This window comes from Frankia casuarinae, from assembly GCF_000013345.1.
In the GTDB taxonomy this organism is placed as follows: domain Bacteria; phylum Actinomycetota; class Actinomycetes; order Frankiales; family Frankiaceae; genus Frankia; species Frankia casuarinae.
Genome location: NC_007777.1, coordinates 4,445,926 through 4,471,551 on the forward strand (window position 1 = coordinate 4,445,926; position 25,626 = coordinate 4,471,551).

23 protein-coding genes, 1 tRNA gene and 2 pseudogenes are annotated in these 25,626 nt (G+C 70.3%); 2 read left to right on the forward strand and 24 right to left on the reverse strand.

From position 1 onward, the window contains the following. Positions 1 to 6: 6 nt before the first annotated feature. From atpB to FRANCCI3_RS18830, 16 genes are all read right to left on the reverse strand, one after another. Positions 7 to 876, reverse strand: a complete 870-nt coding sequence (atpB, locus tag FRANCCI3_RS18755) for a F0F1 ATP synthase subunit A (protein WP_035732856.1) — start codon at positions 874 to 876, stop codon at positions 7 to 9. A gap of 665 nt (positions 877 to 1,541) precedes the next feature. Next, positions 1,542 to 1,766: a hypothetical protein gene (locus FRANCCI3_RS28340; protein WP_011438090.1), complete on the reverse strand. Its 225-nt coding sequence runs from the start codon at positions 1,764 to 1,766 to the stop codon at positions 1,542 to 1,544. Further along, positions 1,736 to 2,170 (reverse strand): hypothetical protein, encoded by a 435-nt coding sequence (locus tag FRANCCI3_RS18765; protein WP_011438091.1) that lies wholly within the window; start codon positions 2,168 to 2,170, stop codon positions 1,736 to 1,738. Before FRANCCI3_RS18765 ends, FRANCCI3_RS28340 begins: the two co-directional genes overlap by 31 nt. Further along, a complete protein-coding gene (locus FRANCCI3_RS18770) occupies positions 2,167 to 3,276 on the reverse strand; it encodes an MraY family glycosyltransferase (RefSeq protein WP_011438092.1) in 1,110 nt (369 codons plus the stop codon). The genes FRANCCI3_RS18765 and FRANCCI3_RS18770 overlap by 4 nt, the downstream gene beginning before the upstream one ends. 107 nt (positions 3,277 to 3,383) lie before the next feature. Next, on the reverse strand, positions 3,384 to 4,640 hold the full coding sequence (gene glyA, locus FRANCCI3_RS18775) for a serine hydroxymethyltransferase (RefSeq protein WP_011438093.1): 1,257 nt from the start codon (positions 4,638 to 4,640) through the stop codon (positions 3,384 to 3,386). A 352-nt stretch (positions 4,641 to 4,992) separates the two neighbouring features. After that, positions 4,993 to 5,643 (reverse strand): L-threonylcarbamoyladenylate synthase, encoded by a 651-nt coding sequence (locus FRANCCI3_RS18780; RefSeq protein ID WP_011438094.1) that lies wholly within the window; start codon positions 5,641 to 5,643, stop codon positions 4,993 to 4,995. A gap of 34 nt (positions 5,644 to 5,677) precedes the next feature. After that, positions 5,678 to 6,694, reverse strand: coding sequence for a peptide chain release factor N(5)-glutamine methyltransferase (gene prmC, locus FRANCCI3_RS18785; RefSeq protein ID WP_011438095.1), 1,017 nt, complete (start codon positions 6,692 to 6,694; stop codon positions 5,678 to 5,680). Continuing rightward, positions 6,691 to 7,764, reverse strand: a complete 1,074-nt coding sequence (prfA, locus tag FRANCCI3_RS18790) for a peptide chain release factor 1 (RefSeq protein WP_011438096.1) — start codon at positions 7,762 to 7,764, stop codon at positions 6,691 to 6,693. Before prfA ends, prmC begins: the two co-directional genes overlap by 4 nt. Positions 7,765 to 7,892: 128 nt before the next feature. Continuing rightward, positions 7,893 to 8,129 (reverse strand): 50S ribosomal protein L31, encoded by a 237-nt coding sequence (rpmE, locus tag FRANCCI3_RS18795; protein ID WP_011438097.1) that lies wholly within the window; start codon positions 8,127 to 8,129, stop codon positions 7,893 to 7,895. Between the two features lie 433 nt (positions 8,130 to 8,562). Beyond that, complete coding sequence (gene rho, locus FRANCCI3_RS18800) at positions 8,563 to 10,887, reverse strand: transcription termination factor Rho (RefSeq protein WP_035941632.1); 2,325 nt, start codon at positions 10,885 to 10,887, stop codon at positions 8,563 to 8,565. Between the two features lie 434 nt (positions 10,888 to 11,321). Then, entirely contained in the window at positions 11,322 to 12,491 is a 1,170-nt protein-coding gene (locus FRANCCI3_RS18805) for a homoserine kinase (RefSeq protein WP_011438099.1), read from the reverse strand. Continuing rightward, the gene (gene thrC, locus FRANCCI3_RS18810) at positions 12,488 to 13,621 is read right to left on the reverse strand and encodes a threonine synthase (RefSeq protein WP_011438100.1); all 1,134 of its coding nucleotides are present in this window, start codon (positions 13,619 to 13,621) and stop codon (positions 12,488 to 12,490) included. The genes FRANCCI3_RS18805 and thrC overlap by 4 nt, the downstream gene beginning before the upstream one ends. Continuing rightward, entirely contained in the window at positions 13,618 to 14,901 is a 1,284-nt protein-coding gene (locus tag FRANCCI3_RS18815) for a homoserine dehydrogenase (RefSeq protein WP_011438101.1), read from the reverse strand. The genes thrC and FRANCCI3_RS18815 overlap by 4 nt, the downstream gene beginning before the upstream one ends. Next, positions 14,898 to 16,319, reverse strand: coding sequence for a diaminopimelate decarboxylase (lysA, locus tag FRANCCI3_RS18820; protein WP_049760988.1), 1,422 nt, complete (start codon positions 16,317 to 16,319; stop codon positions 14,898 to 14,900). The genes FRANCCI3_RS18815 and lysA overlap by 4 nt, the downstream gene beginning before the upstream one ends. Before the next feature lie 115 nt (positions 16,320 to 16,434). Continuing rightward, positions 16,435 to 17,481, reverse strand: coding sequence for a DALR anticodon-binding domain-containing protein (locus FRANCCI3_RS18825; RefSeq protein ID WP_011438103.1), 1,047 nt, complete (start codon positions 17,479 to 17,481; stop codon positions 16,435 to 16,437). A 24-nt stretch (positions 17,482 to 17,505) separates the two neighbouring features. Further along, positions 17,506 to 17,892, reverse strand: a complete 387-nt coding sequence (locus FRANCCI3_RS18830) for a response regulator transcription factor (RefSeq protein ID WP_011438104.1) — start codon at positions 17,890 to 17,892, stop codon at positions 17,506 to 17,508. Between the two features lie 73 nt (positions 17,893 to 17,965). Here FRANCCI3_RS18830 and FRANCCI3_RS18835 point away from each other — a divergent pair. Next, a tRNA-Arg gene (locus FRANCCI3_RS18835) sits at positions 17,966 to 18,037 on the forward strand. A 287-nt stretch (positions 18,038 to 18,324) separates the two neighbouring features. Here FRANCCI3_RS18835 and FRANCCI3_RS18840 read toward each other — a convergent pair. From FRANCCI3_RS18840 to FRANCCI3_RS27575, 5 genes and pseudogenes are all read right to left on the reverse strand, one after another. After that, positions 18,325 to 19,167 carry a class I SAM-dependent methyltransferase gene (locus FRANCCI3_RS18840; RefSeq protein WP_108913732.1) on the reverse strand — a complete coding sequence of 281 codons (843 nt, stop codon included), beginning with the start codon at positions 19,165 to 19,167 and terminating at the stop codon, positions 18,325 to 18,327. A 273-nt stretch (positions 19,168 to 19,440) separates the two neighbouring features. Further along, positions 19,441 to 20,463 carry a group II intron reverse transcriptase/maturase gene (gene ltrA / locus FRANCCI3_RS18845; protein WP_011438106.1) on the reverse strand — a complete coding sequence of 341 codons (1,023 nt, stop codon included), beginning with the start codon at positions 20,461 to 20,463 and terminating at the stop codon, positions 19,441 to 19,443. Then, positions 20,453 to 21,442 carry a helix-turn-helix domain-containing protein gene (locus FRANCCI3_RS28345; RefSeq protein WP_049760989.1) on the reverse strand — a complete coding sequence of 330 codons (990 nt, stop codon included), beginning with the start codon at positions 21,440 to 21,442 and terminating at the stop codon, positions 20,453 to 20,455. Before FRANCCI3_RS28345 ends, ltrA begins: the two co-directional genes overlap by 11 nt. Before the next feature lie 214 nt (positions 21,443 to 21,656). Beyond that, positions 21,657 to 22,556, reverse strand: a pseudogene (locus FRANCCI3_RS28350) (recombinase family protein); the annotation flags it as partial. 112 nt (positions 22,557 to 22,668) lie between these two features. Next, on the reverse strand, positions 22,669 to 23,340 hold the full coding sequence (locus FRANCCI3_RS27575; protein WP_235463181.1) for a transposase: 672 nt from the start codon (positions 23,338 to 23,340) through the stop codon (positions 22,669 to 22,671). Between FRANCCI3_RS27575 and FRANCCI3_RS28355 the strand changes: the two genes are divergently transcribed. Further along, positions 23,285 to 23,623: a hypothetical protein gene (locus tag FRANCCI3_RS28355; RefSeq protein ID WP_035958723.1), complete on the forward strand. Its 339-nt coding sequence runs from the start codon at positions 23,285 to 23,287 to the stop codon at positions 23,621 to 23,623. The genes FRANCCI3_RS27575 and FRANCCI3_RS28355 overlap by 56 nt on opposite strands. A gap of 84 nt (positions 23,624 to 23,707) precedes the next feature. Here FRANCCI3_RS28355 and FRANCCI3_RS29175 read toward each other — a convergent pair. The 3 genes and pseudogenes from FRANCCI3_RS29175 to FRANCCI3_RS28800 form a co-directional block, all read right to left on the reverse strand. Beyond that, positions 23,708 to 24,019: pseudogene (locus tag FRANCCI3_RS29175) on the reverse strand (transposase family protein); the annotation flags it as partial. A 238-nt stretch (positions 24,020 to 24,257) separates the two neighbouring features. Continuing rightward, entirely contained in the window at positions 24,258 to 25,229 is a 972-nt protein-coding gene (locus FRANCCI3_RS18870; protein WP_011438109.1) for a tyrosine-type recombinase/integrase, read from the reverse strand. After that, complete coding sequence (locus tag FRANCCI3_RS28800) at positions 25,157 to 25,540, reverse strand: hypothetical protein (protein WP_308726829.1); 384 nt, start codon at positions 25,538 to 25,540, stop codon at positions 25,157 to 25,159. The genes FRANCCI3_RS18870 and FRANCCI3_RS28800 overlap by 73 nt, the downstream gene beginning before the upstream one ends. Between the last annotated feature and the right edge of the window lie 86 nt (positions 25,541 to 25,626).

Here is a 25,626-nt window from a genome sequence, read left to right on the forward strand (position 1 = left end):
GGGAATCTAGGCCCGGGCCGATACCGGCACGCCCGCCGGAGCAGGCGAGGCGAGTTCCTCGGACGGAGCTACCTCGTGCTCTCCGTGCACCATCGCACCGCCGATGTAGGCGGCTGTGAGGATCGTGATGATGTACGCCTGGAGAGCGTCGATGACAAGCTCGAACGCCGTGAGGATGATCGCCACCAGCAGTGAGGCGGCGCCGAACACATAGGGGGGCTTGGGCAGCAGGTAGTCCGCGCCCAGCGAGAAGACCAGCAGCAGGATGTGCCCGGCGAACATGTTCGCGAAGAGCCGGACCGCCAGCGTGAAGGGCCGAACGATCAAGGTCGAGAGAATCTCGATCGGCGCCAGGAGCACGCGGATCCACAGCGGCGCGGTGGGAGCCGGGTCAATCATCTCCTTGAAGTACGGACCGGCGCCGTTGGCCTTGATGCCCGCGTAGTTGAACAACACGTACGTGACGAGCGCCAGAACCATCGGGACGGCGATGCGCGAGGTCGCCGGGAACTGGGCCCCGGGCACCACCGCGAGCACGTTGCAGATCAACACGAAGCTGAACAGGACGAGCAGGTAGGGCGTGTACCTCGTGCCCTTCTCGCCGATGACACCCCGGGCGATCTGCAGATCGATGAAGTCGTAGGCCGACTCGCACAGGTTCTGGAGGCCGCGAGGTATGATTTTAGCTCGGCGGAATCCCAACCAGAAGATCACACCGACAAACAGTGCAGCAAAGATCGTGAGCGCGGTGGCCTTGTTGAGGTAGAGATTGACCGAGCCGATCCCGACATCGAACCAGTGCGGAGTCTGGAAGACCTCCTTGGTGGGGCCTTCGAAGCCCTCGTCGGCGAGGACCGGCACGACAAACACCTCCATGATCGATTAGGTAGCGCGTTCACGGCCCGGCAAGGTTGCCGTGCTCGGCGGCAGATTGCCTCCACCCTACCGGGTTCGCACGACACGCTCACACCGAAGAACGACCCGTCGCCAACCGGGTACAGCGCTCCGAAGGACACCTCGACAAGCCCAGGCCCTGATGGGTGTCGGCAGGCCGACGTCCTGTTGCCCGCGATACTATCCACACCGGCACCCCACAAGCACGGACTCGCTTCGACGTTCGCGCTGGTTCATCCGCGCGTTGTCTATGGGTTTCACTCCGTTGCTACCCATTCCACACAGCGCGACGAGTTGATGACACGCGGCTTCCAGCTGCACCCATCTCCCGCCGTCGGCTACGCCCAGTAGCGTCACAACGTCTGCCAGATGAGCACAATTCGGCTCTCCCTTCCCCGTCTCGGCGACCTGGGTCCACTCTGACCGGAATCGGTTGCGCCGTCGATGACCTTCGAGGTCATCGACGGCGAGGACCGGCCCGATTCAATGGAACAGCCGGGGCGGTCGGTACAGCCAGGTCCAGCAGGACGGAACTACCAGGACAAGCGGGACAGAACGGTCAGGCCGAACGAACTGGGCGAACAGGACCAACGGAGCGTATTTCGCCAAGACCGCCGAGCTGGCCGGAAGCCTGGCTATCCGCCCTCTCACCGGGTAAGTCGATAGATCACGAGGTACATCGCGGCGGCGAGGCCGACGGTCAGTCCGATCGGCAGGAACAGCACGTGAAAGCCGAGAAGGCGATCCGCTCCAAAACCGACCAGTCCCCAGAAGAGCATTCCGGCGATCAACGTGCCGAAGACGTTCCACGCCTCGCCGGGACCGTTTCCCCCCGAGGTCATCAGACCGGCGGACGGCGCGAGGCGTCCCACGCGCCGGGACGCTCCGGGTCGTAGAAGGGCATCCGGGTGTGGGTCGCGACCCAGAGCTCGGCACCCATCCACCCGAAGACCCCGGCGAAAATCGACCAGGCGAAGGCCGGCAGGTCAAGGGCCTCCGTGTCCTGGATCACCACGAGCAGGACACCCAGCAGTGCTACCTTCGCCGCGTAGGTGCCGAGGGCCGCCGGCAGGAGCAGATGCGGCGCCCGGCGCGCGACGGCCCCGACCGCCACCTTGCTGATGCCGAAGAACGCCATGACGATCATCAGGCCGACCGCGGCGCTCAGGGCGCCCGTCCCGCCGCGCAGGACCGCCGCGAGCCCCACCGCCGGGACCGCCAGCACCCCGGTCAGCGCCGCTCCCAGCCGGATCACCCGGGCCGCCGGCACGATCATGCGCGCCGCGCCGATCGCTGGGTCCTGATCAGCAGCGCGATCAGGGCCGCGAGGCCCACTCCGACGGTGGCGACCAGGATCGGCAACGGGGAGTTGGAGAACGACGCGGCGACACCTCCGAACCCGACCAGAGCCGCCCAGAAATACATGAAGAGAACCGCCCTCACGTGCGAATTACCGATTTCCAGCATGCGGTGGTGGAGATGCATCTTGTCCGCCGCGAACGGCGAGCGCCCCGCCCTCGTCCGCCGGACGACCGCGAGCCCGAGATCGAGAAACGGAACGGCGAGCACGGCCAGGGGTATCGCCAACGGGATCAGCGACGGGTACGACCGTGAGGGTCCAGCGTAACCCCCGTAGGCCACCTGACCGGTCACGGAGATCATCGATGCGGCCGACAGCAGGCCTATGAGCATCGAGCCCGAGTCCCCCATGAACAGCCGGGCCGGATTGAAATTGTGCGGCAGGAACCCGATGCAGACCCCGGCGGTCACGGCGGCCAGGAGCGCCGCCGGGGAGGCCCGGTAGAAGCCGTTGATCACTGCGATCTGATAGGCGAAGTAGAAGGTCGCGCCGGCGGCGATCGCCGCGACGCCCGCCGCGAGGCCGTCCAGGCCGTCGATGAAGTTCATCGCGTTGATAAGCACCACCGTGGCGAGGATGGACAGCGGGACCGCGGTCTCCGGTCCCAGGCTCAGCGTCGTCTCGCTGTCCCGATTGATCGCAAACGTCCATTGGACGCCGAGGAGCACCATGATGCCGGCCGTGGCGACCTGCCCGGCCAGTTTGGTCAGGGAGTCCAGTTCCCATCGGTCGTCGGCGACGCCGAGCAGGCAGATCAAGGTGCCGGCGACGAGCACCGCCCGGATCTCCGACCAGTCCTGGGAGACCACCGAGAGGAACGGCAGGCGGTCCGCCACCCCGAACCCGGCGTAGAGCCCGGCAAGCATGGCCAGGCCCCCCAGCCGGGGCGTCGGGGTGGAGTGGACGTCGCGGGCACGTACCCCGGCGACGGCACCGATGCGCATGGCGAAGACGCGTGCCACCGGCGTGGCGAGAAAGGTCACCGCCGCCGAGACCACGAAGACGAGCAGGTACTCGCGCACCGTCGGGCATCTCCCGCCTGCCGGACCCGGATCCGGCTACTGCCGCCTACTGCCGCCTACTGCCGCGGCCGTGCGGAACCGCCTGATCCCCTACCGCGGATCGACCCCTACCGCGGATAGGCCGGATGCCGGGCGACGAGCGCGGACACCGCCGCAGCGACGTCGGCGGCGGCTTCCGGCTCACGCACCGCGTGGGCGATCAGCCCCGCGATCTCCTTCATCTCCCCCTCGCCCATCCCCTGGGTGGTGACCGCCGGGGTTCCCACCCGGATGCCGGAGGAGATCGCGGGCGGCTGCGGGTCATAGGGAATGGCGTTCTTGTTCAGGGTGATGCCGGCCGCGTCGCAACGCGCCTCGGCTTCCTTGCCGCTGACCCCGAGTTCCCGCAGGTCGAGCAGGGCGAGATGGGTGTCGGTGCCACCGGCGACGGGCCGGATGCCCTCGGCGGCAAGCTCGTCGGCGAGCCGCTGCGCGTTGGCCACCACCTGGCGAGCGTACTGCGCGTAAGCGGGCGAGGCCGCCTCCCGCAACGCGACGGCCTTCGCCGCGACCGCGTGCATCAGCGGGCCACCCTGGCTGAACGGGAACACGGCCTTGTCGATGCGGGAAGCCAGCTCCTCACGCGCGAGGATCATGCCCCCTCGCGGGCCGCGCAACACCTTGTGGGTGGTGAAGCTGACAACGTCGGCGTAGGGAACGGGGCTCGGGATCGCGCCCCCGGCGACCAGACCGATGAAGTGCGCCGCGTCCACCATCAGCCACGAACCGACCTCGTCGGCGATCGAGCGGAACGCGGCGAAGTCGATCAGACGTGGGTAGGCCGTCGCCCCACAGATGATCATCTTGGGCCGGTGCTGGCGGGCGAGCTCCCGCACCTGGTCGTAGTCGATCAGCTCGGTGTCCTCCCGCACGCCGTAGGCCACCACGTTGAACCACTTACCGGAGAAGCTCACCTTGCTGCCGTGGGTGAGGTGACCGCCATGCGGCAACGACATCGCCAGGACCGTGTCACCTGGCGTGAGTAGCGCCGCGTACACGGCGAAGTTCGCCGACGAGCCCGAATGCGGTTGCAGGTTGGCGTGCTCCGCGCCGAAGAGCTGCTTCGCCCGGGCGATGCCGATCTCCTCGGCCCGGTCGACCACCTGGCAACCGCCGTAGTAACGCCGACCCGGATACCCTTCGGCATACTTGTTCGACAACGTCGAGCCCAGCGCCGCCAGCACCGCCGGGGACGTGAAGTTCTCGCTCGCGATGAGTTGCAGGCCGCCGCGCAGCCGGTCCAGCTCATCGAGGACCACCTCCGCGATCTGCGGATCCGTCGCGCTCAGCTGGTCGAAGTCCGGGCCCCAGAACGGGGTGCTCATGACGTTTCTAACCTCCTGCGTTAGAACGGCGACCGCGCTGGAACGGCGACCGCGCCACAACCGGCAACCGCGCCACAACCGGCAGCCGATGACCGGTGCCGCCGCGCGGGCGACCCGGTCACCCCATGCTCCTCTGGCCCGGGAACACCATCCACCCGGATCTACCCGAAGCCACCCGCTGTGACCATCGCCCCGCGACCCGGTTCAGGATCGTACGGGACTCTCCCGCCGGGACGATCAGCGGCGTCATGCCCACCCCACCCCGGCCCGGACCGTATCCCGGCCCGGACCGTCCGGACCGGCTCCGGCACGCGGGGTCGCCTGCGAGCTACGGGCTCATCGGTTCACGGGCTCATCGGTTCACGGGCTCCCGGATCAGCGGCAGCACCGCACGCAGCGCGGTGAGGCCAATCGCGCCGCTGCGCAGTACAACGGGCACCTCCCCGGTGCAGTCGACGATGGTCGAGGGGACGGCGGCCGGGCACGGTCCCCCGTCGAGATAGACATCCGCGGCACCGCCGAGCTGGTGCAGCGCCTCGTCGATCGTCGTCGCCGGAGGCTGGCCACTGATGTTCGCGCTGGAGACGGCCATCGGCCCGGTCCGACCCAGCAGCTCGATCGCCACCGGGTGCAGGGGCATGCGCACCGCCACCGTGCCCCGGCTCTCCCCGAGATCCCAGCGCAGCGACGGGGTGTGCCGGGCCACCAGCGTCAGCCCGCCCGGCCAGAATGCGGTGATCAACTCCCGGACCTGGGGGGTCATCCGCTCGATCAGCCCGTCGAGGGTGCGCCAGGAGCCGACCAGGACCGGAACCGGCATGTTCCGGCCACGCCCCTTTGCCGCCAGCAGCGAGGCCACCGCGTCCCGATCGAAGGCGTCGGCGCCCAGCCCGTAGAGCGTGTCGGTGGGGAGCACAACCAGCCCGCCCCGGGCGACGGTGCTGACCGCCGCGTCGAGACCGCGGGCCCGCTCCCGTTCGTCAGAGCAGTCGAAACGTTCCATTGCCCGTCCTCTTCTCAAGGATCAGGGTTCGTCCTCAGGATCGGGGCTCACGGGACGCCCCGCGCCGGCCGGCGACGAACCGGTCCCGGCCGGCCAGGTCCCGATAATCCGCCACGTGCGACCAGCGACCGTCGGCGCGAAGCAGCTCGGGCGCCGACACCCCGTGGCCGTCGGCGTGTTCGATGACGAGGAGACCGCCTGGCCGCAGGAGCCGCGCAGCCACCCCGACAACCGTACGCACCACGTCGAGCCCGTCGGGCCCCCCCCACAGGGCGCGGGCCGGATCATGCTCGCCCACCTCGGGCTCCACCGTGTGGCGGTCGGCGTCGGGGAGGTACGGCGGATTGCTGATGATCAGGTCGACCGTCCCGGCGAGTCGGGTGAGCGACTCGGGCAGCGCCGCGGCGATGTCGGCTGCGTGCGCCGTCACGGGAAGACCGGTGCCGGCGATGTTGCGTCGCAGCCAGACCACCGCCGCCGGGTCGACCTCCACGGCGTGCACCGTCGCGCCGGGCAGCTCCGCCGCCAGGGACAGCGCGATCGCCCCCGAGCCCGCGCACAGATCGACGCACAACGGTCCCGGCCGCCGGGCCCCGGCGGAGCCGGTGAGCTCTGTAAGCGCCCATTCGACGACGGACTCCGTCTCGGGCCTCGGGATGAAGACCCCGGGGCCGACGGTGAGATCGAGGTGGCGGAAGCCGGCGACACCGGTCAGGTGCTGCAGCGGCACCCGCTGCGCGCGCCTGGCCACAAGCTCGTCCAGCCGCCGCGCCGCCGCCGCCGTGACGTCGTCGAGCAGTGCCAGCCGGCCGCGGGGCACCGCGAGCACGAAGGCGGCGAGCTGCTCGGCGTCGGCGCGGGGGCTCGCCACCCCGGCCGCACGCAACCGGTCGGTCGCCGCCGCCAACCACGCGCCCAGCGGTGTCAGGTCGGCCGCGTGGCGCACCGGGCTCAGGGGATCCGTGGAGCCCGGATGCGGGGACGCACCCCGGCCCGGCTGCTCCTGCTCCGTGCCCCGTGAGCGCCCCTGCGCGGCCGGCGGGCCGGTCATGACGCCTGAGCCGCCAGCCGCGCGTCGAGGTCCGCGGCGGCCAGCGCGTCGAGGACCTCGTCGAGCTCCCCGTCGAGCACCTGGTCGAGGTTGTGTGCCTTGTAGCCGACCCGATGGTCGCTGATCCGGTTCTCGGCGAAGTTGTAGGTCCGGACCCGCTCCGACCGGTCCACCGTGCGGACCTGGCTGGCACGCGCCAGCGACGCCTCCGACTCGGCCTTCTCCCGGGCCGCCCCGAGCAGACGGGCCCGCAGGATCCGCAGCGCGGACTCCTTGTTCTGTAGCTGGCTCTTCTCGTTCTGACAGGAGACCACCACACCGGTCGGGATATGGGTGATCCGGACCGCGGAGTCCGTGGTGTTGACACTCTGCCCACCGGGGCCGGACGAGCGGAACACGTCGATGCGCAGGTCGTTCGGGTCGATCTCGACATCAACCTCCTCGGCCTCCGGAAGCACCAGGACCCCGGCCGCCGAGGTGTGGATACGTCCGGCGGACTCGGTGACGGGCACCCGCTGGACGCGGTGCACCCCGCCCTCGAAGCGCAGCCGGCCATAGACACCGTCCCCGGGGCCCGCGGGTCCCCGGGCCTTCACCGCCACGCTGACATCACGGTAACCGCCGAGGTCGGAGGGGTTGGCGTCGAGGATCTCGGTCTTCCAGCCGCGCCGTTCGGCATAGCGCAGATACATCCGGAGCAGGTCTCCGGCGAACAGCGCCGATTCTTCGCCACCGGCGCCGGCCTTGACCTCGAGGATGGCGTCCCGGGCGTCGTCGGGGTCGATCGGGACGAGGTAGGCCCGCAGTCGGTCGTTGAGCCGGGCCAGCTCCTCGCCGAGATCCTGGACCTCGTCCCGGAACGACGGGTCCAGCAGCGCGAGCTCGCGGGCGGCAGCGAGGTCTCCCTCCACCCGGTCGAGCTCGCGCGCAAGATCCACGACCGGGGCGAGCTGCGCGTAGCGACGGCTCAGGGCGCGCGCCTTCGCGGGGTCGTTGTGCACCGCCGGGTCGGCGAGCTGCCCCTCGATCTCGGCGTGCTCGGCGATCAGGCCGTCGAGCGGGGACGTCATCGTGGTTCCTTCGCACGTCATGGTCCTGGAACGCGTCACGGTTCCGGGAGGGGGTCGGTGGGACGGGTATCGTCCGTCCCAGACGCGAACGGCGCCCGTCCGGAGTCCGGACGGGCGCCGCGGCCGAGCTACTTCGCGCCGCCGACCTTCTCGCCGGGGCGCCGCCGGCCGAACCGGCGCTCGAACTTCTCGACCCGGCCGCCGACATCGAGGATCTTCTGCTTGCCGGTGTAGAACGGGTGGCACTGCGAGCAGACCTCGGCGTTGACGACGCCGTTCTCCTTGGTGCTGCGGGTGGTGAAGGTGTTCCCGCAGGTACAGGTGACCGTCGTCTCGTGGTAGGTCGGGTGGACGTCAGGCTTCATGATCCCTCTTTCAAAGTGGCCGCCGGGTCGTCGTCTCGCGTGGACGACGTGAACCGGAGCCGGTCTGCTGCCAGTCTGCCAGAGGCCGGATGCACCGACCGCCAGCCGATGCAAGGGTCCCCACACTGCGGCGAAGCCCCCCGACGACCCCCCAGCAAGATCGCCGAAGGCGATCGCGCGGAAACCCCGAACGGCGCCCTGGGCCAGGGGCCCCCACACTGCGGCGAAGCCCCCCGACGACCCCCCAGCAAGATCGCCGAAGGCGATCGCGCGGAAACCCCGAACGGCGCCCTGGGCCAGGGGTCCCCACACTGCGGCGAAGCCCCCCGACGACCCCCCAGCAAGATCGCCGAAGGCGATCGCGCGGAAACCCCGAACGGCGCCCTGGGCCAGGGGTCCCCACACTGCGGCGAAGCCGCCGTGTGGGGGAAGGCTAATCCTGAGGCGGTGCGGTCTTGGCGATCTGCATCAGGAACTCGTAATTCGTCCTGGTCTGCTTGAGCCGATCGAGCAGGAGCTCGAGGGCCTGCTGGGTCTCCCTGGTATGGAGCACGCGACGCAGCTTGTGCATGATCACGAGCTCGTCCGGGGCAAGCAGGATCTCCTCCTTGCGGGTACCGGAGGCGTCGACATCCACCGCGGGGAAGATCCGCTTGTCGGCAATCTTGCGATCGAGCTTGAGCTCGGCGTTGCCGGTTCCCTTGAACTCCTCAAAGATCACGGTGTCCATCGTCGAACCGGTCTCCACCAGCGCCGTCGCAATGATCGTCAGAGACCCGCCGTTCTCGATGTTGCGGGCCGCGCCGAGGAACCGCTTCGGCGGGTAGAGCGCCGTCGAGTCGACACCGCCGGACAGGATACGACCGGAGGCCGGGGCCGCCAGGTTGTAGGCACGGCCCAACCGGGTGATCGAGTCGAGCAGCACGACGACGTCGTGGCCCAACTCGACCAGACGCTTGGCCCGCTCGATGGACAGCTCGGCGACATTGGTGTGGTCGGCCGGTGGACGGTCGAAGGTGGACGCGATGACCTCGCCCTTGACCGACCGCTGCATATCGGTGACCTCCTCCGGCCGCTCATCGATGAGCACGACCATGAGGTGGACTTCCGGGTTATTCGTCGTGATCGCGTTCGCGATGGACTGCAGCACCATCGTCTTACCCGCCTTGGGCGGGCTGACGATCAGGGCCCGCTGCCCCTTGCCGATCGGCATCACGAGGTCGATGACCCGCGTGGTCAGCATGTGGGGCTCGGTCTCCAGCCGCAGCCGCTCCTGGGGGTAGAGCGGAGTCAGCTTGGTGAACTCCGGCCGGCCGCGTGCCTCCTCGGGCTCCATCCCGTTGATGGTGTCGAGCCGGACCAGCGCGTTGTACTTGTCCCGGCGCTGCTCGCCCTCTTGCGGGGCGCGGACGACACCGGTGATGGCGTCACCGCGGCGCAGCCCGTTGCGACGCACCTGGGCGAGGCTGACATAGACGTCGGTCGGGCCGGTCAGGTACCCGCTGGTCCGCACGAAGGCGTAGTTATCCAGAACGTCGAGAATGCCGGCGACGGGGACCAGGACGTCGTCCTCGCGCAGGACCGGCTCGTTCTCGCTCGGGCCGGCCTGCCCGCCGCGACCGCGGTTACGACCGCGTTCCCGGAAGCGGCCCCGCCGGCCACGGGCGGCGAAGTCGTCCTCGCCTTGCCCCCCTTGCCCTCCCTGCCCGGGCCGGTCGCCGCCGGAACGCTCTGCCCCGGACCGGTCACCCTGCTGGGTGCGATCCACGCGGCTGGGACGATCAGCGGACTGACGGTCCGTACCGGAGCGACGGTCCGCGCCCTGGCGGTCCGCCGTGGCACGCTCGCCGCCGGCCTCACCGCCCTGACGGTCACTCGCGCTCACCCGGCCGTTGTCGGCGGAACGATCCCGGCGGTCCTCCCGACTCCGGGGACCGGCATCGGTCTGGCGGTGGGACGCGGCGGCCGGCGGAGCCGACGCGGGCGCCCCGGTCGGCTGGGCGGACACGGTCGGCTGGGCCGAAGCCACGGCGGAGGCGGCCGATCCGGCCCGGGCGTCCACAACCGATCCGGCCCGGGTCTCCACGACCGTGTCCCCAGCCGCCGTTTCGGGCAGGGTCGGCTGCTCGGCGGCGGGGCTCGCCGCCGCCCGAGAGGCTCCACGGCGGGAACGGGTGCGGGTAGCGGTGCCGTCCGAGCCGGCAGCCTGCCGGGACACCCGCGGCGCGGGGGATGTCTCGCTCGCGGCCGGAACCGGTCCGGCGGGCGAGGCCGGCCCCGACTCCGCCGGGGGCGGCGGTGCAAGGGCCGTGGAGGCCGTGGAGGCTGCGGAGGCCGAAGAAGTCGCTGGGGCCGCCGCGACGGGCGTCACGGCCGCGGACTCGTTGTTCTGCACGTTCTGGATCGCGGCGATGAGCTGGCCCTTGCGCAGCCGACCCACGCCCTGGATCCCCAGGGACGAGGCCATGGCCTGCAGCTCGGGGAGCAGCATCGCGGACAGACCGGTGCCCTGCCGGCGGCGTCGGGTCACGGCCGCACCTTCTCCGGCCGGAGAAGGTGCGGCGAGAGCGGTCCGGGTGATACGGCCTGCGCGCGAGTCACCGTTCCCGGTGGACTCAGCCGAGATGGCGTCTGCGGACGAGGTGCTCGCCGCCGGGTCACTCTCCCGGGGCGATGCAGGCGTCACGGGCGGCGCAGGCGTCACGGGCGGCGCAGACTCACGTGCGCTCTGCGGCAGCACGTTGGTGGTGTCGCTCAAGGTTTTCCTTCCCTGAAGGAACTGGCTCCTGGTGAGCCGGGCGTTGCTTGTGGACCTTCTTCGCCTGCACACATGCCGGATGAAGGGGTATACAGCCCCGAATGGGCGAGCATCGCGCCCGTGTACGGCGCCAGCGGCCGACTGCCGCGAGCGAACTCGCCGATCCCGCCTGGGAGTGCCGGTGTGGAGCCGAGGCAACGACGACGAAGCTTATACACCGGAGTCCCGAACCATGTTCCACCTGGCGAGACCAGAGCGGCATGGCGGGAGCGAGCACGCGCCGCGGTGGCAGCGGGTGCAGTCACCAGACTATCCAGCGGCAGACGCCTCGGCAACAACCTTGAGACGTCAGGACTTCCCGATGTGACACACAACCGCGCATCGGGAGCTCACAGCGCCAGCCGTCGCAGCGGATCCCACCGCGGGCAACGGGGTCATGGCGCTGCGGATCGACATCGGGTGACGCGTGCACCGTGTCTGTCCACCGGCAGCGGGGCGACGGAGAACCCGGCACCCGCCACGTCCACCGCCGCCGCGGCCTGTTCACCACCGACGGCGAGGGCGATGACGGATGGCCCCGAACCGGACAGGGCCGCCGCGATCCCCCCGCCGCGCAGCCGACCGACGAGGTCCGCCGACGCCGGGACGCCGGGGAACCGGTAGGGCTGATGCACCAGATCCTCGGTGGCACGCAGGAGTGCCTCGGCACGTCGGGACGGCTGCCCGGCGGCCGGCTCGGCGGCCGACATCGTCAACGCCAGCAGCGCGGCCCGACCGAGGTTGCGGGCGGCGTCGGCGAACGGAACGCCGCTCGGCAGCGCCCCGCGCGACTGCTCGGTCGACTGCCGTATCGCGGGGATGAAGATCACGGGTCTCAGCTCGGCGAAGGGATCGACGCGCAGGGACCGGGCACCGTCGCCGTCCTGCCACGCAACGGTGAAGCCCCCGCTCAGCGCCGCGGCGACGTTGTCCGGGTGCCCCTCGATGGCGCTGGCGAGCCGCAGCATGCCCGCGGGCCCGAAGAAGCCGGCTCCGGACGCCGCTCTGGACACCGGGTCCGGCTCGGGTGCGTCATCGGACGCGGACACGGAGTCCGCGCCGGCGTCAAAGGCGGTATCGGCGTCAAAGGCGGCATCGGCGTCAAAGGCGGCATCGGTCTCGAAGGCGGGCCCGAGGTCCGGCTGCGCGAGCGCGGCGGCGGCGACGACCCCGGCGACGATCGCCGCGGCCGATGATCCCAGCCCGCGGCCGTGCGGGATCCGGTTGACGCAGTGCAACGCGAGACCGGGCTGCGCCCGGCCGAGGGTGTCGAAGGTCGCCCGGATCGCCCGGACCACGAGGTGCGTCTCGTCCCGGGCGACGACGTCCGTGCCGACGACGTCAACGGTGAGACCGGATCGGGTCGTCTCGACATCGACCTCGTCGTACAGGCCCAATGCCAGGCCGAACGTGTCAAAGCCGGGGCCGAGATTCGCGCTGGTCGCCGGCACCCGGACCCGGACCCGCCGCGACACGCCGTCGGCGGCGGTGACCGGCCCGGACCGGCCGACCCGCTCGGCGAAGGCCGCCGTCCCGCCTGGGCGCGGGGAGGACCGAGTGGTCACGAGCGCTGCAGCCCCAGCGCCTCGGCGGCGCCCGCGACGGTCGGGCGGATCGTTTCCGGCCGGGCCGCGCCGCTGATCGCCCAGTCGGGGTCCTTGAGCCCGTTGCCCGTGACGGTGCACACGACCTGCTCGCCGGGTTCAATCCGGCCGGCCGCCCGTGCCTTCAGCAGGCCCGCGACGCTGGCGGCGCTGGAAGGCTCCACGAAGACGCCCTCCCTGCGGGCCAGCAGGCGGTAGGCGGCGAGGATCTCCCGGTCGTTCACGGCGTCGATCAGACCACCGGAGGCCTCTCTCGCCTCGACAGCGAGATCCCACGACGCCGGGTTGCCGATGCGGATCGCCGTGGCGATCGTCTGCGGCGAGGTCACCACCTCGCCCCGCACGATGGGCGCGGCACCCGCTGCCTGGAAACCGCACATCCGCGGGCGGCCGCTGGCGATCCGGTTGTTCTCCTCGAGGTAGCCCCGCCAGTAAGCGGTGATGTTGCCGGCGTTGCCGACCGGCAGGCAGTGGACGTCCGGGGCCCGGCCGAGCGCCTCCACGATCTCGAAGGACGCCGTCTTCTGCCCCTCGAGACGGAAGGGGTTCACCGAGTTGACCAGGGTCACCGGCGAGGTGTCGGCGAGTTCGCGCGCCACCCGCAGGCAGTCGTCGAAGGAGCCGTCGAGCTGCAGCAGCCGGGCCCCGTGGACAAGCGCCTGGGCGAGCTTGCCCAGGGCAATTTTTCCGCTGGGCACCAGCACCGCGCAGGTGATGCCGGCGCGGGCCGCGTAGGCGGCGGCCGACGCCGAGGTGTTGCCGGTGGACGCGCAGATGACAGCCTGGGAACCGGCGCCGACAGCCCGGCTGATGGCCACCGTCATCCCGCGGTCCTTGAAGGAGCCAGTCGGATTCGCCCCTTCGATTTTGAGATGAACCTCACATTCGGTGAGGTCGGAGAGGTGTGCCGCGGGCAGCAGGGGCGTCCCACCCTCACGCAACGTGATGACGGGCGTGTCGTGTGCGATCGGCAGACGGTCCCGGTACTCCTCGATGATTCCCTGCCACGGCCGGTGCGGCCGATCGGGCGCCGCGGACAGCACCGGCACGGCCGGCTCGTCCGCGAGCGGTGTGGATGACGTCGTGGTCACGGCTCACCTCCCTCAACCCGCATCACGCCGGACACCGCCCGGACACCGGCGAGGCCGCGGAGCTCCTCGACGGTGGCGGACAGTGCCGCGTCCGGGGCGGCATGCGTCACCAGGACGAGGCTCGCGTCGTCGCCGCGGCCGTCCTGACGAACGCTCCTGATAGACACATCGTGACGCGCGAACGCCCCAGCGACCGTCGCGAGCACGCCGGTCTTGTCGGTGACGTCGAGATTCACGTGATACCTCGTCACGGTACGGCCCATCGGCAGCACAGGCAGCGCGGCGTAGGACGATTCACCAGGGCCGCGACGGCCAGCGATACGGTTGCGCGCGACCGCGACCACATCCCCGAGCACCGCCGAGGCGGTCGGCGCCCCGCCGGCGCCCTGGCCGTAGAACATCAGCTGGCCCGCCGCCTCGGACTCGACGAACACCGCGTTGAAGGCCTCCCGCACCCCGGCCAGCGGGTGGGTGCGCGGGATCATCGCCGGGTGGACCCGCACGCTGATCCCCTCGGTCTCGGCCGAGCGTTCCGCCACCACGAGCGCCTTCACAGTGCAACCGAGCTCCCGGGCGCTGGCGATGTCGGCGGTGGTGACCTCACCGATGCCGACCCGGTAGACGTCGTCGATCGTTACCCGGGAGTGGAAGGCCAGCTGGGCCATGATGGCCGCCTTCGCGGCCGCGTCGAACCCATCGATGTCGGCGGAGGGATCGGCCTCGGCGTATCCGAGCGCCCCGGCCTCGGCGAGTGCCTCGGTGAACGACGCGCCGATCTCGTCCATCCGGGTCAGCACGAAGTTGGTCGTCCCGTTGACAATGCCGAGCACCCGGTGCACACGATCCCCGGCCATGCTCTCACGCAGCGGGCGGATCAGCGGGATGGCCCCGGCCACGGCGGCCTCGTAGTAGAGATCGGTGCCGGCCGCGGCGGCCGCGTCGTGCAGCGTCGCGCCGTCCGAGGCCAACAGGGCCTTGTTCGCGGTGACCACCGACTTACCCCCCCGCAGGGCGGACAGCAGCCAGGAGCGGGCCGGCTCGATGCCGCCGACAAGCTCGATCACGATGTCGACGTCGTCCCGGGCGACGAGGCCCGCCGCATCCCCGGTGAACAGCGCCGGATCCACGTCGAGGGCGCGGGCGCGGCCCGGCCTGCGCACCGCGATCCCGGCGAGCTCCAGGGGAGCCCCGACCCGGGCGGCGAGATCGGCGGCGTTGGCCTGCAACAGCCGGACGGTCTCGCTGCCGACGACCCCACAGCCGAGCAACGCGATCCTCACCGCGCCACCTCCGGGGAGGCCGGGTCGGCGCCCGGCTCGACCTTCACGCCCGGATCGACCTTCACGCCCGGATCGACGTCCAGGCGCAGCAGGTCGTCCTCGGTCTCCCGCCGGACGATGATCCGGGCCGCGCCGTCGCGCACGGCGATCACCGGTGGCCGCGCCACGTGGTTGTAGTTGCTGGCCATCGACCGGTGGTAGGCGCCGCTGGCGGGAATGGCCAGCAGGTCACCGGGCCGGACGTCGTCGGGCAGCGGCACGTCGTGGGCGACGACGTCCCCGGACTCGCAGTGCCGGCCGACGATCGTGACGACGTGCGTCGTGGCCAAACCGGTCCGGGAGACCAGCCGGGCGGTGTAGCGGGCGTCGTAGAGCGCCGTGCGGATGTTGTCGCTCATGCCGCCGTCCACGCTGACGAAGGTGCGCAGCCCGGGCAGCTCCTTGACAGTGCCGACCTCGTAGAGGGTCACCGTCGTCGATCCGACGATGGCCCGTCCCGGTTCCACCGCGAGGCGCGGGACGGTCAGGCCCGCGGCGGCGCACTCCTTGCCGACCACGGCGGTCAGCCGCTCGGCGACGTCGGTGACCTCCAGCGGGGCGTCCTCGCCGGTGTAGGCGATGCCGAGGCCACCGCCGAGGTCGAGCTCGGGCAGTTCGAGGTCGTGGGTGTCGCGGATGCGCGCGAGCAGGCCCACCAGGCGGTGCGCCGCCAGGCCGAACCCGGCCGTGTCGAAGATCTGCGAGCCGATGTGCGCGTGCAGGCCGACGAGTTCGAGGGAGCCGGCGGCCGCGAGCACGCGTTCCACCGCCTCGGCCGCCGACCCGCCGGCCAGCGAGAACCCGAACTTCTGGTCCTCCTGCCCGGTGGAGACGTAGTGATGTGTGTGCGCCTCCACGCCCGGGGTGACGCGGATCAGCACGCGCTGGCGCACGCCCGCCTCGGCGGCGACGGCTGCCAGGCGGGTGATCTCGGCGAAGGAGTCGACGACGATCCGCCCGACGCCATAGCCGACGGCTGCCCGCAGTTCCGCGACGGACTTGTTGTTGCCGTGGAAGAGCAGTCGATCCGCCGGGAAACCGACCGAGCGGGCCACCGCGAGCTCCCCGCCCGTACAGACGTCGAGATTCAGACCCCCCTCATCCACCCAGCGAGCGATCGTGCGGCACAAAAAGGCCTTGCCCGCGTAGTAGACGTCACATTCGGCGAACGCCCGCCGCCAAGCCGCGCACCGGGCCCGGAAGTCGGCCTCGTCGAGAACGAAGGCCGGCGTGCCGAACTCGGCGGCCAGCTCGTTAACCCGGATCCCACCGATTCGCAGCACACCGTCGGCGTCCAGCCGGGCCGTGGCCGGCCACAGATTCTCCTCCAACGGCTTCTCCTCCAACGGCACCACCGCCGGGCTGTCGATCTCGCTCATCTCGCCTCTGCCTGCCTCATGCCGCCTGGCCTGCCTCATGCCGCCTGTTTCACGCTTTCCAACCGGCTCGTTCCCGAACCCGCCAGGATGCCCGGACGCCCGGACCGACCGCTCGTCACATCCGCTCGGGGGCGCTGACCCCGAGCAGTCCCAGGCCGTTCGCGAACACCACCCGGGTCGCTGCCACGAGCAGCAGCCGCGCGCCGGTGGCCGGACCGGGCTCGGCGTCGCCCTGCGGAAGCACCCGGCAGGAGTCGTAGAACCGGTAGTAGACCCCGGCAAGTTCCTCGAGATAGCGGGCGAGCCGATGGGGGCCACGCAGCCTCGCGGCGGACTCGATCACTCGGGGGAACTCGCCGAGCGCGCGCAGCAGCTCACCCTCCCGCGGCTGGGTCAGCAGGGCGACGTCGACCGGCTCGGTCGCGGCCGTGAGGCCCAGGGAGCCGGCGTCGCGCAGCAGCGAGCTGATCCGCGCGTGGGCATACTGCACGTAGAAGACCGGGTTGTCACTGGTCTGGCGGGCCATCAGGTCCAGATCCAGATCGAGCGCCGAATCCGGCGAAGACCGGACCAGCCAGTACCGCGCCGCGTCGGCCCCGACCGCGTCGACCAGGTCGTCCAGGGCCTGCTCGGACGCCCCGCGGTCGTAGTAGTACTCCGTGCCCACGTGGTACTCCGTGCCCACCTCGAACCCGGCCGCGGGCAGGATGCGCCCCAGGGCGTCCCCGACGGCCGCCCGGCGCGCCGAGGCCAGCGTCACCGGGCCGGTCGGGTTCGCGCTGACGAACTCCAGGTTGACCCGGACACCTCGTGGCCTGACCGCCCGGCCGTACCGGTCACCGGCCGACACCACCGTGCGGGCGATCTCTCCGAGGGCGGCGTCGGCCAGCCGGAAGTTGAGGAACCCCGGGCCGGCGACGTCCACGGCGGCGAGCTCGCTGTCGGTAGCGAGCCGCCGGGCCAACGTCTCCGCGACGGCGCGCGGCGGACGACGGGCGGCCCTGGCAAGCTGGAGCGCGACCGGGGAGGCGTAGTCCCCGTGCTCGGGCGTCTTCGGCCGCTCCACCGTGACGGCGGTCGGCACAGTCACGTCCAAGTCGCCGTCCGCGACCGCGCGGCCGATGGCCGTCACGATGGCGTCAGCGAGATCGGCGGGGGTCATGACGGCGATGTTATCGGCGCCGGGTCAGACCGGCTGGCCGGCAGCCAGCCGCTGGACCACACCGATGAGTTCGTCCGGGTCGAACGGCTTGGTCAGGTAGTAGTCCACCCCGACCCGCATCCCACGCTTGACGTCGGCCTCCTGGGCCCGGGCGGTCAGCATAATCATTTTGATGGCGGCGGTGTCCGGCTCCTCCCGCAGCCGGGCGGCCACGTCCCAGCCGTTCATCCTCGGCATCATGATGTCCAACGTGATCACCTGTGGGGCGATCTCGCGCACCATCTCCAGGCAGTCCACGCCGTCTACGGCGGTATGGACCTCAAAGCCCTCCAACTCAAGGTTGACGACCACGAGCTGACGTATCACCGCGTCGTCGTCGACGACGAGGACTCGGGGGGTGGCAGGGTACACACCGGAAGCTTACGGCGACCCGGATTCCCGATCCGGCGTTCCGTCCTGGTAACGTATGCCGCGTTGACCCGGGGCCCCCGTAGCTCAGGGGATAGAGCACCGCCCTCCGGAGGCGGGTGCGCAGGTTCGAATCCTGCCGGGGGCACGTACAGCATCCACGCGGCGACGAGTTCGCGGGATCGCTGCACGTGGGGCAGCGCCGACTCGGCCCGGCCGATCTGACGGATGACCAGGATCGATCACGCTGCCTCCTCATCCGATGTGTTGTCCGATGTGTCGCCATCAGCTGCCCCTTCCCCGGCAGCCCAGATCAGAAGATCGTGGGTGGCGTCCGCCAACCCCACCCACGGCCCATATCCACCATCGGACAGCAACCCGAGGGTGAGGCCGTTGAGCTTGCAGGGGCCGTCCTCGGGGTCGAAGGCTGGGCGTCTAGGAGTTCTGTGTGGCACGCAGTGCGTATTGCACCGGGACGGGCTGGCCGGTGAGGATCAGCCGCCAGCGGCCGTCCTGCCCGCACCTCATCTGGTCTGAGCGTCCTTCCGGGCCGTCGGAGTCGAGGTATTCGGTAAGCGCGTCCACGTGCAGTCCAGCGGTAGCCGCCGCGGTCACGATCTCGCCCAGGCCGTGGGGATACTGCACGGTCTCCGTGGTCGTCAGCTGGGTGGCACTGCCCGCGTAGAAGCTGGCGGATCGGATGTGGTGAGCGGTGCTGCCCTGGTACGGAAAACCGAACCTGACAGGGTCGACGGTGTCGATCATCTGGGTGAGCGGGTGCCCGTCCACCAGCACCAGGACGCCGCCGGGACGCAGCGCCGTGGCCGCCGCGGTCATCCACGCCGTCACGTCGGCGATCCAGGGCAGCACACCGTAGGAGGCGAACACGACGTCGAACGCGCCGGCCAGGTCCGCCGGCAGCCGCTGGGCGTCCGCCTGGACGAACCGCGCGTCGATTCCCGCCGCGGTGGCCAGCGAGCGGGCTCGTTCCACCGCGACGGGGGAGAAGTCCAGGCCGGTGACCTGCGCGCCGAGCCGGGCCCACGACAGCGTCCCCAACCCGAAATGGCACTGCACATGTAGGAGATCGAGGCCCGAGACGGACCCGACGGCCGCGACCATCTCCTCCCGCTCCCGCCCACTCAGCATGATCTGCCCGGCGAGAAAACCCTCGACGTCGTAGTAGTCGTCCTGCCCGTGCAGGCGCGCCAGCTCATCCCAGCGCGCCCGGTTCAACTCCGTCGCGTCATCCACGAAGCAGACAGCGTAGTGCGGCACATGCCATACGTCCGGGATGCGGGCCCGTGCCGCCGCACCCGAGCCAGCGGGAACGGGCCGTGCCACGGAGTGTGACTACCGACTGCGATCACCCACATGCATCCGACCATCGGGCACTGGCCGCAAGATCATGTCACTTTGACCCGGGAATGCTGTAGTGAGCACGCTCCGGATCACCGCATGCCCTAGGGTCGGGTGGCCCAGGGGAATTGCACCCCTGGGCTCCAACAGAACGGAGCGTGACAGTCTCCCGTCACTCCGCTCTTGTCATCCTCATCGCCAGGCGTTGGACGTCCATGCCCAGTGGGCGAAGAGCCCGGGGCGTTGGCGGGTGATGCGTTGCCAGCAGGCCAGGGCCTTATGGAACGGTCTCAGCCGTTTGTACTTCTTGCGGAGCCAACGCACCAGGTAGGCGTTGATGCGCTGTAGGAGGGGAAGCAGCGCGGAGCGGTAGAACGCCCCGTAGTACTGCGCCCAGCCGCGCACGATCGGGTTGATCTTTCGTGCCAGCTCGTCGAGGGTGTGGCCGGTCCGCAGGTGTAGCCGCCATCGGCGGACCTGCCCGCTGACCTTCTTCTGGGCTTCCTTGCTGATCGCGGGCAGGAAGTTCGTGAAGAACTTCCCGTGCCTGCTGCGTGCCTTGCGGGCGCGGAAGGTGTAGCCGAGGAACGTGAACGACGTGTGCTCATGGGAGCCGCGCCGGTTGCTGTCCTTGCAGTACACGATCCTGGTCTTGGTCGGGTGCGGTCGCAGTCCGACCTGTCCCATCCTGTCGTCGAGCGCGGCCAGCACGTGGCGAGCCCGACTCCTGCTGTCGCAGTGCACGATCGCGTCGTCGGCGTAGCGCTCGAACGCGACGCCCGGGTAGGTCCGGGCCAGCCACGCGTCGAACGCGTAGTGCATGAACAGGTTCGCCAGCACGGGTGAGATCGAAGAGCCCTGCGGGGTCCCCCGGTCTCGTGCACGCAAGGTCCCGTCGGGCAGCTGCAACGGTGCTTTCAGCCACCGCTGCACATACAGCACCACCCAACGGTCGCTGGTGTGTGCCTCCACGGCTTTGACCACGAGATCCCACGGCACGCTGTCGAAGAACTCCTGGATGTCGAGGTCGATCACCCAGTCTGTCTTCCAGCACCGTTGCCGGCACGCCGCCACCGCATCCAGGGCTGATCTTCCCGGCCGGTAGCCGTAGGAGCCCGGATGGAAGATCGGTTCGACCGTCGCCTCCAGCCTCACGGCCGCCACCGTCTGGGCGATCCTGTCCGCGACGGTTGGCGTGGTGACTTCATACTGCACCTTCTGCTGTGGCTGTTTGGGTTGTGAAGTTGGCTGTCACGGTGCGGGCGGCGCGGTGGAGGCAGACGGTCTGGACCTGCTGGTTCCACGGGATGGCGACCCGTTCACGGATGCGGCGGGCGGTCAGGTAGCCGCGGCGGATCCAGTAGTAGACCTGTGTGGTGGGAATCCCGAGCCTCGCGACGGCGTCCGGCACGTCGAGTTGGGCGGCGGCTTCCTGGACGGTGATCTCGCCGGGCAGGACCTCGCACGGGCCGGGGGTGCGGGGGATGAGGTGGCCGGAGGCGTCGATCTGGCGGCGGCAGGCGGCCTCGACCTGGGCGTTCCAGGGGATGCACCAGCGTCCGGAGGTGTCCTTGCGGCCGGCCAGCCGGTCGTGGGTGAGCCAGTAGTAGACGGCGTTGGCGGTGATCCCGAGGGTCGCCGCGGCCCGGTCGACGGAGATCTCCCCGTCCCGGAACGGACACCGGCCGGGGATGTGGAAGGCGTGGCGGACCCAGCCGACGGCCGCTTCGTCGTAGGGACGGCCGGTTGCGGTGGTCAGCCCGGCATCGGCGAGTGCGGTGACGATCTCGGCGTCGGAATGGTCCGGGCCGAGCCGGGCGATCAGCTGGCGGGCCGCGGCCGAGGTCCTGCGCACCTGTGGCGACGTGCGGGGTCTGTGCAGGGCGAGTTCGTCGGTGGCGCCGGTGTGCCAGCGCACCCCAAGCCGGGCGCGGGCCCGGTCGGTCTCGGGCAGCAGGGTGACATCCGAGATGAGGGTGCGTAGCAGCCGCTTGCGGTCCCGGTCCCGGGTGTCCGGGCAGTGCCAGAGTCCAGGCAGGTCCGCGGCCAGCGCGCGCAGGCCGTCCCGGTCCGGCAGCGCCGGCCTGCGCTCCCGGACAGCGGCCAGGGCGGCCTCGGCTTCGGCCAAGGCGGACAGTCTGGCTTCCCAGCGGGTCTCCAGGGTGCGGGCGACCAGCCGGTTCTCCGGCTCCACCGCGCCCAACGCCAGCGGCGCGGTCGGCGTCGTAGCGGGCGCGTCCCACGGCCAGCTCGGCCGCGCGGTGGGAACGGGACTGTCGGGCGGTGACCTCGTCCGCGGCGGCCAGGGCTTGTTCGATCTGCCCCGGCGACACCGTGGCCAGTAGCAGGCCGGCCACCGCGTCGTCGACGACGTCGGCGCGGATCGACCGGCAGGTGGGGGTGGCCTCGTGGTCGGCGCGCGACGACGAGCAGCCGTAGGCCGCCCGCCCCTGTGGGTAGTAGCGGGTCGTCATCGGCCGCCCGCACGACCCGCAGAACATGATCCCCTGGCACAGGGCCAGGCCCTCCCGCACCAGGCGGGCCCCCTGGTGGGTGCAGTTGGCCGAAAGCCTCGCCTCGATGGCCACATACTCCTCCCAGCTGATGTAACCCTCGTGGTGGCCGTGGCGCACCACGGGCCACTGCTCGCGCGGGCGCAGCCGCACCCCGGTGTGCACGGTGCCGTCCGGGCGCACCGTCCGGCAGGTGGCGTACCGGCCGTAGACGTAGGTGCCCGCATAGCACGGGTTGGACAACACCCCCAGCGCCCAGGAGTGCGTCAGCCGGCCCCATCGCAACTGCCCGGCCCAGATCCCCCCATAGGCCCGCAGCGGGAACCGCCGCCGAACGAACGCGGCCACCACCTGGAACGCCGAGCCGCCCGCGGCGAACGCGGCGAAGACGTCCCGGATGGCCCCCTGCACCTCCTGATCCGGGTCGATCACGCAGACACCCTCGTCGTCGTAGCCGTAGCCGACCGGCAGCGGGAAACGCAGCTCGCCGCGTTCGGCCGCGGCCCGTTTCGCGCCCTGCAGCCGGCCCGTCAGCAGGTGCAGCTCACACTCGGACATACTGCCCTTCAGCCCGAGCAGGAGGCGGTCGTTGATGTCCGCGAGATCGTAGACACCGTCGGCGTCCACCAGCAGCGCATCCGTCAGACGGGCCAACTCCAGCAGGCGGGCGAAGTCCGCCGACGAGCGGGCCAGCCCGGACACCTCCAACCCGAAGATCGCCCCGATCTCGCCCAGACACACCTGGGCCACCAGGTCGCGGAAGCCCTCGCGGTCGGCACCGAACCTCCCGGACACCCCCAGGAACGACCGGAACCAGTGCCCGTTCAATTCGTCAATTGGCGATCCTCAACGGCCGAAAGAATCAGACAAACAGAGATTGAAAAGGCTCTATGCTGGCTCTTCGAAGTTAAGCGGGGTTGAGGCATCTGCGGGTTCGGCGGGTGGTTGCGCAGCGTGTTCGTAGCCGCTGGTTTTCGGGGTTGCGGTAGCCGAAGGCGTTGCGGGCGTCGAGCTTGACGACCCGGTTGTGGCCTTCGCTGGCGGCGTTGGTGATGCCGCTGTGCGGGAACGCCTCGATGCAGGTCCACCAGGTGCTGATCGTGGTGGCGAGGCGTTCGAGTTCGGGGACGGCGGCGTCGGCGCACCAGGTGTAGAACCTGGTGAGCCGGTAGGCGATCACGGTGCGGGCGGGGTGGGTGCGGGCGAGTGCGAGCAGCGCGCGTAGTTCTTCCTTGGCGATCCAGGCGGTCAGGATCGTCTGGCCGGGTTCGCCGAGGTCGATGAGGGTGTTCCACAGTTTCGTCAGCTGGCGGTCGGTGAGGTTCTCGCGGTTGCGGGTCAGCAGGTTACGGATCTTCCATTCGGGGTCGGTGTCGCGGCCGCGGCGGCCCCGTAGCTGGGTGGTGACCCGGCGGCGGGCCTCTGTGACGGCGTCGTTCGCGAGTTTCACGACGTGGAAGTGGTCGACGACCAGGGTGGCGCCCGGCAGGTAGCGGCGGACCGCGGCGACGAACACCGTGCACATGTCGATCGCCACGTGGGTGATCCGGTCGCGCCAGGACGGTGTCTGGCTGGCCAGCCAGTACGCGACGTCGTCGGCGGTGCGGCCCTCCGACCTGGCCGAGCATGCCCTGCCCGCCGGCCAGGTCGGTGAATCCGACATGCCACCGGTCGGCGAGCACCCGGGTCTTCGCCGGCTCGCCACCCGCCGGGTCGGGCTCGACGGTCTCGGCGGGCGCAGGGACGGCGGGCCCGCCGCCAGCAGGTTCGGGGGACGCCGGTGTGGGAACGCGGTCCGCGGGCCGCCAGCGCGGCCGGCCTCGGCGGGTCTCGTCGATCCCGAGCACGTCCACCGGCGGTGAGGCGGTGTCGGTCAACGGCGCGGCCACGTCGCGCGCCGCGTCCATGACCGTCGGCCAGGACAGCGCAAGGTGCCGCGCGCTGGCTACCACCGTCGCGCAGATCCCGTCGACCACGAGTCGGCCGGCCTGCTCGCGTAGCCGGGTCGTCAACCGTGCCCGCGCCGGCACCGCCGGCAGCGACTCGGTGAACGACCGCTTCGCGCACAGCGGCTCCTGGCAGTACCAGCGGCGTTTGACCCACACCAGTCGCAGGGGGGACGGGCCGTAGCGCAGGTCACGCGGCCGAGTGGTCACGACGCCCTTGACCCTGCGCGCGAACACCCCGCAACCCGGGCACGCCCGCGCTGTCTCGTCCGCGGTCGCAAGCCACACCTGCCGTGTCCTGTCCGCGAGCATCTCGACGCGCGACACCGTCAGACCGTCGATGTCGAGCAACCGCGTCGCGTCATTCGTATGATCGTCCAAGCCCGTAGCTCCGTGGCCTCTCGGTTGCGTCAGGAACAACCAAGATCGCCAGGGGTTGCGGGCGATTCATGTCACGACACGAGGCATGCCACATCAGGTCACAGCAGGCCACGTCGAGCCAACATTACGCACAGTTACCAAACTGGCTGGGGCCTCACGCCCACCCCGGTTAACTTCGAAGACCCAGTAAAGTGGACACCACTTCGAGAGGCACCCCGTCGCGCAGCAGCCGGGTGGCATAGGTATGCCGGTACCAGTGTGGGTCGAAATCGATCCTGGTGCGTTTCCGTAGCCTTTTCACCAGATCGTAGGAAGCCGGGTAGGACAACGCCTGCCCACGCGGTTCGGCGAACAGGTTGACGAACACATAGTCGGAGTCCAGGTCCCCGTACTCGCCATGCAGGTAGTCCGCGTAAAGGCGGACGAGGCCGGCGCTCACCGGGACCATCCGCCGCCCCCGGGATTTCGACCGAGCCCCGTTGTCGTTGTCCCGCGCCACGACAGTGACCTCGCAGGCGGCCGCGTCGATATCATCATGCCGCAGGCCCAGCGCCTCGCCGACCCGCATCCCGGTGTCGTAGAGAACAGCGAACAGGAAACGGTCCCGCAGCCGGGTGCAGGAATCCAGCACAGCCTGCACCTCGGCCGCCGCCAGGACCCGAGGCAGCTTCTTCGCGGTCTTCAACGCGATCACGCGCCGCGGCTGCGGCCTGCCTTTGCCGACGTGATGCAGGAACGGCTTCCACCCACCGCGGCGGCCCGGCGACCCCCACGTCGTCAGCAACTCGCCCAGCTCCACGCCATGACGCACCTGGTAGGCGTAGAACGCGGCCAACGCCGACAGCTTCCGGTTCACCGTCGACGCCGACACCGCCGGCTCCACCGACGACAGCACCGCCACCCGCCCGTCCCGGCCTGCCGCCGGCAGCCGCAACCAGGCCACGAACTCGCCGATGTCCTCCAGCCGCACCTCCCGCCAGTCCAGCCCCCGCCACCCCAGAAAGACCCAGTGGTCCTTCAGATCGTGGGCGTAGGCCTTGACCGTGTTCGGAGACCGCTCGATATCGCTCAGATAAGCCAGATACCGCTCGACCGGTTCGACCGGGGCGTCGTCGACACCCAGAACAGTCCACGAATCCACCCGCGACCCGGGCAAGGACACCCCGCGAACACCAGCAACCGACGCGCCGGCCGGATCTCCGCACGAGGCGCACCACGCACCGCAAGCTCACGAATCGCGATCAACAGACCAAGAACCGACAGATCCACCGCCGGCGCCACCAACGGCGCCACATACACCGGCACGCCCAGCCTCAGGGCGAGCAGCCAGACGTTCCCGAACCCGAACAAAAACGTCAGACCAACCACCAGCGCCATGATCACAGTCACCGATGTGAATGCCACGCCGCGCCCACGTGCGCTCGACGCCGCCAGCGGCGATGATGCGCTCATCGTCGACCCTGTCGGACCTCGAAACTGGCCTCCAAGACCAGCTGCCCGACAGAAACGCCCAGATCAGCGCCTCCCCCTTCTGCGAC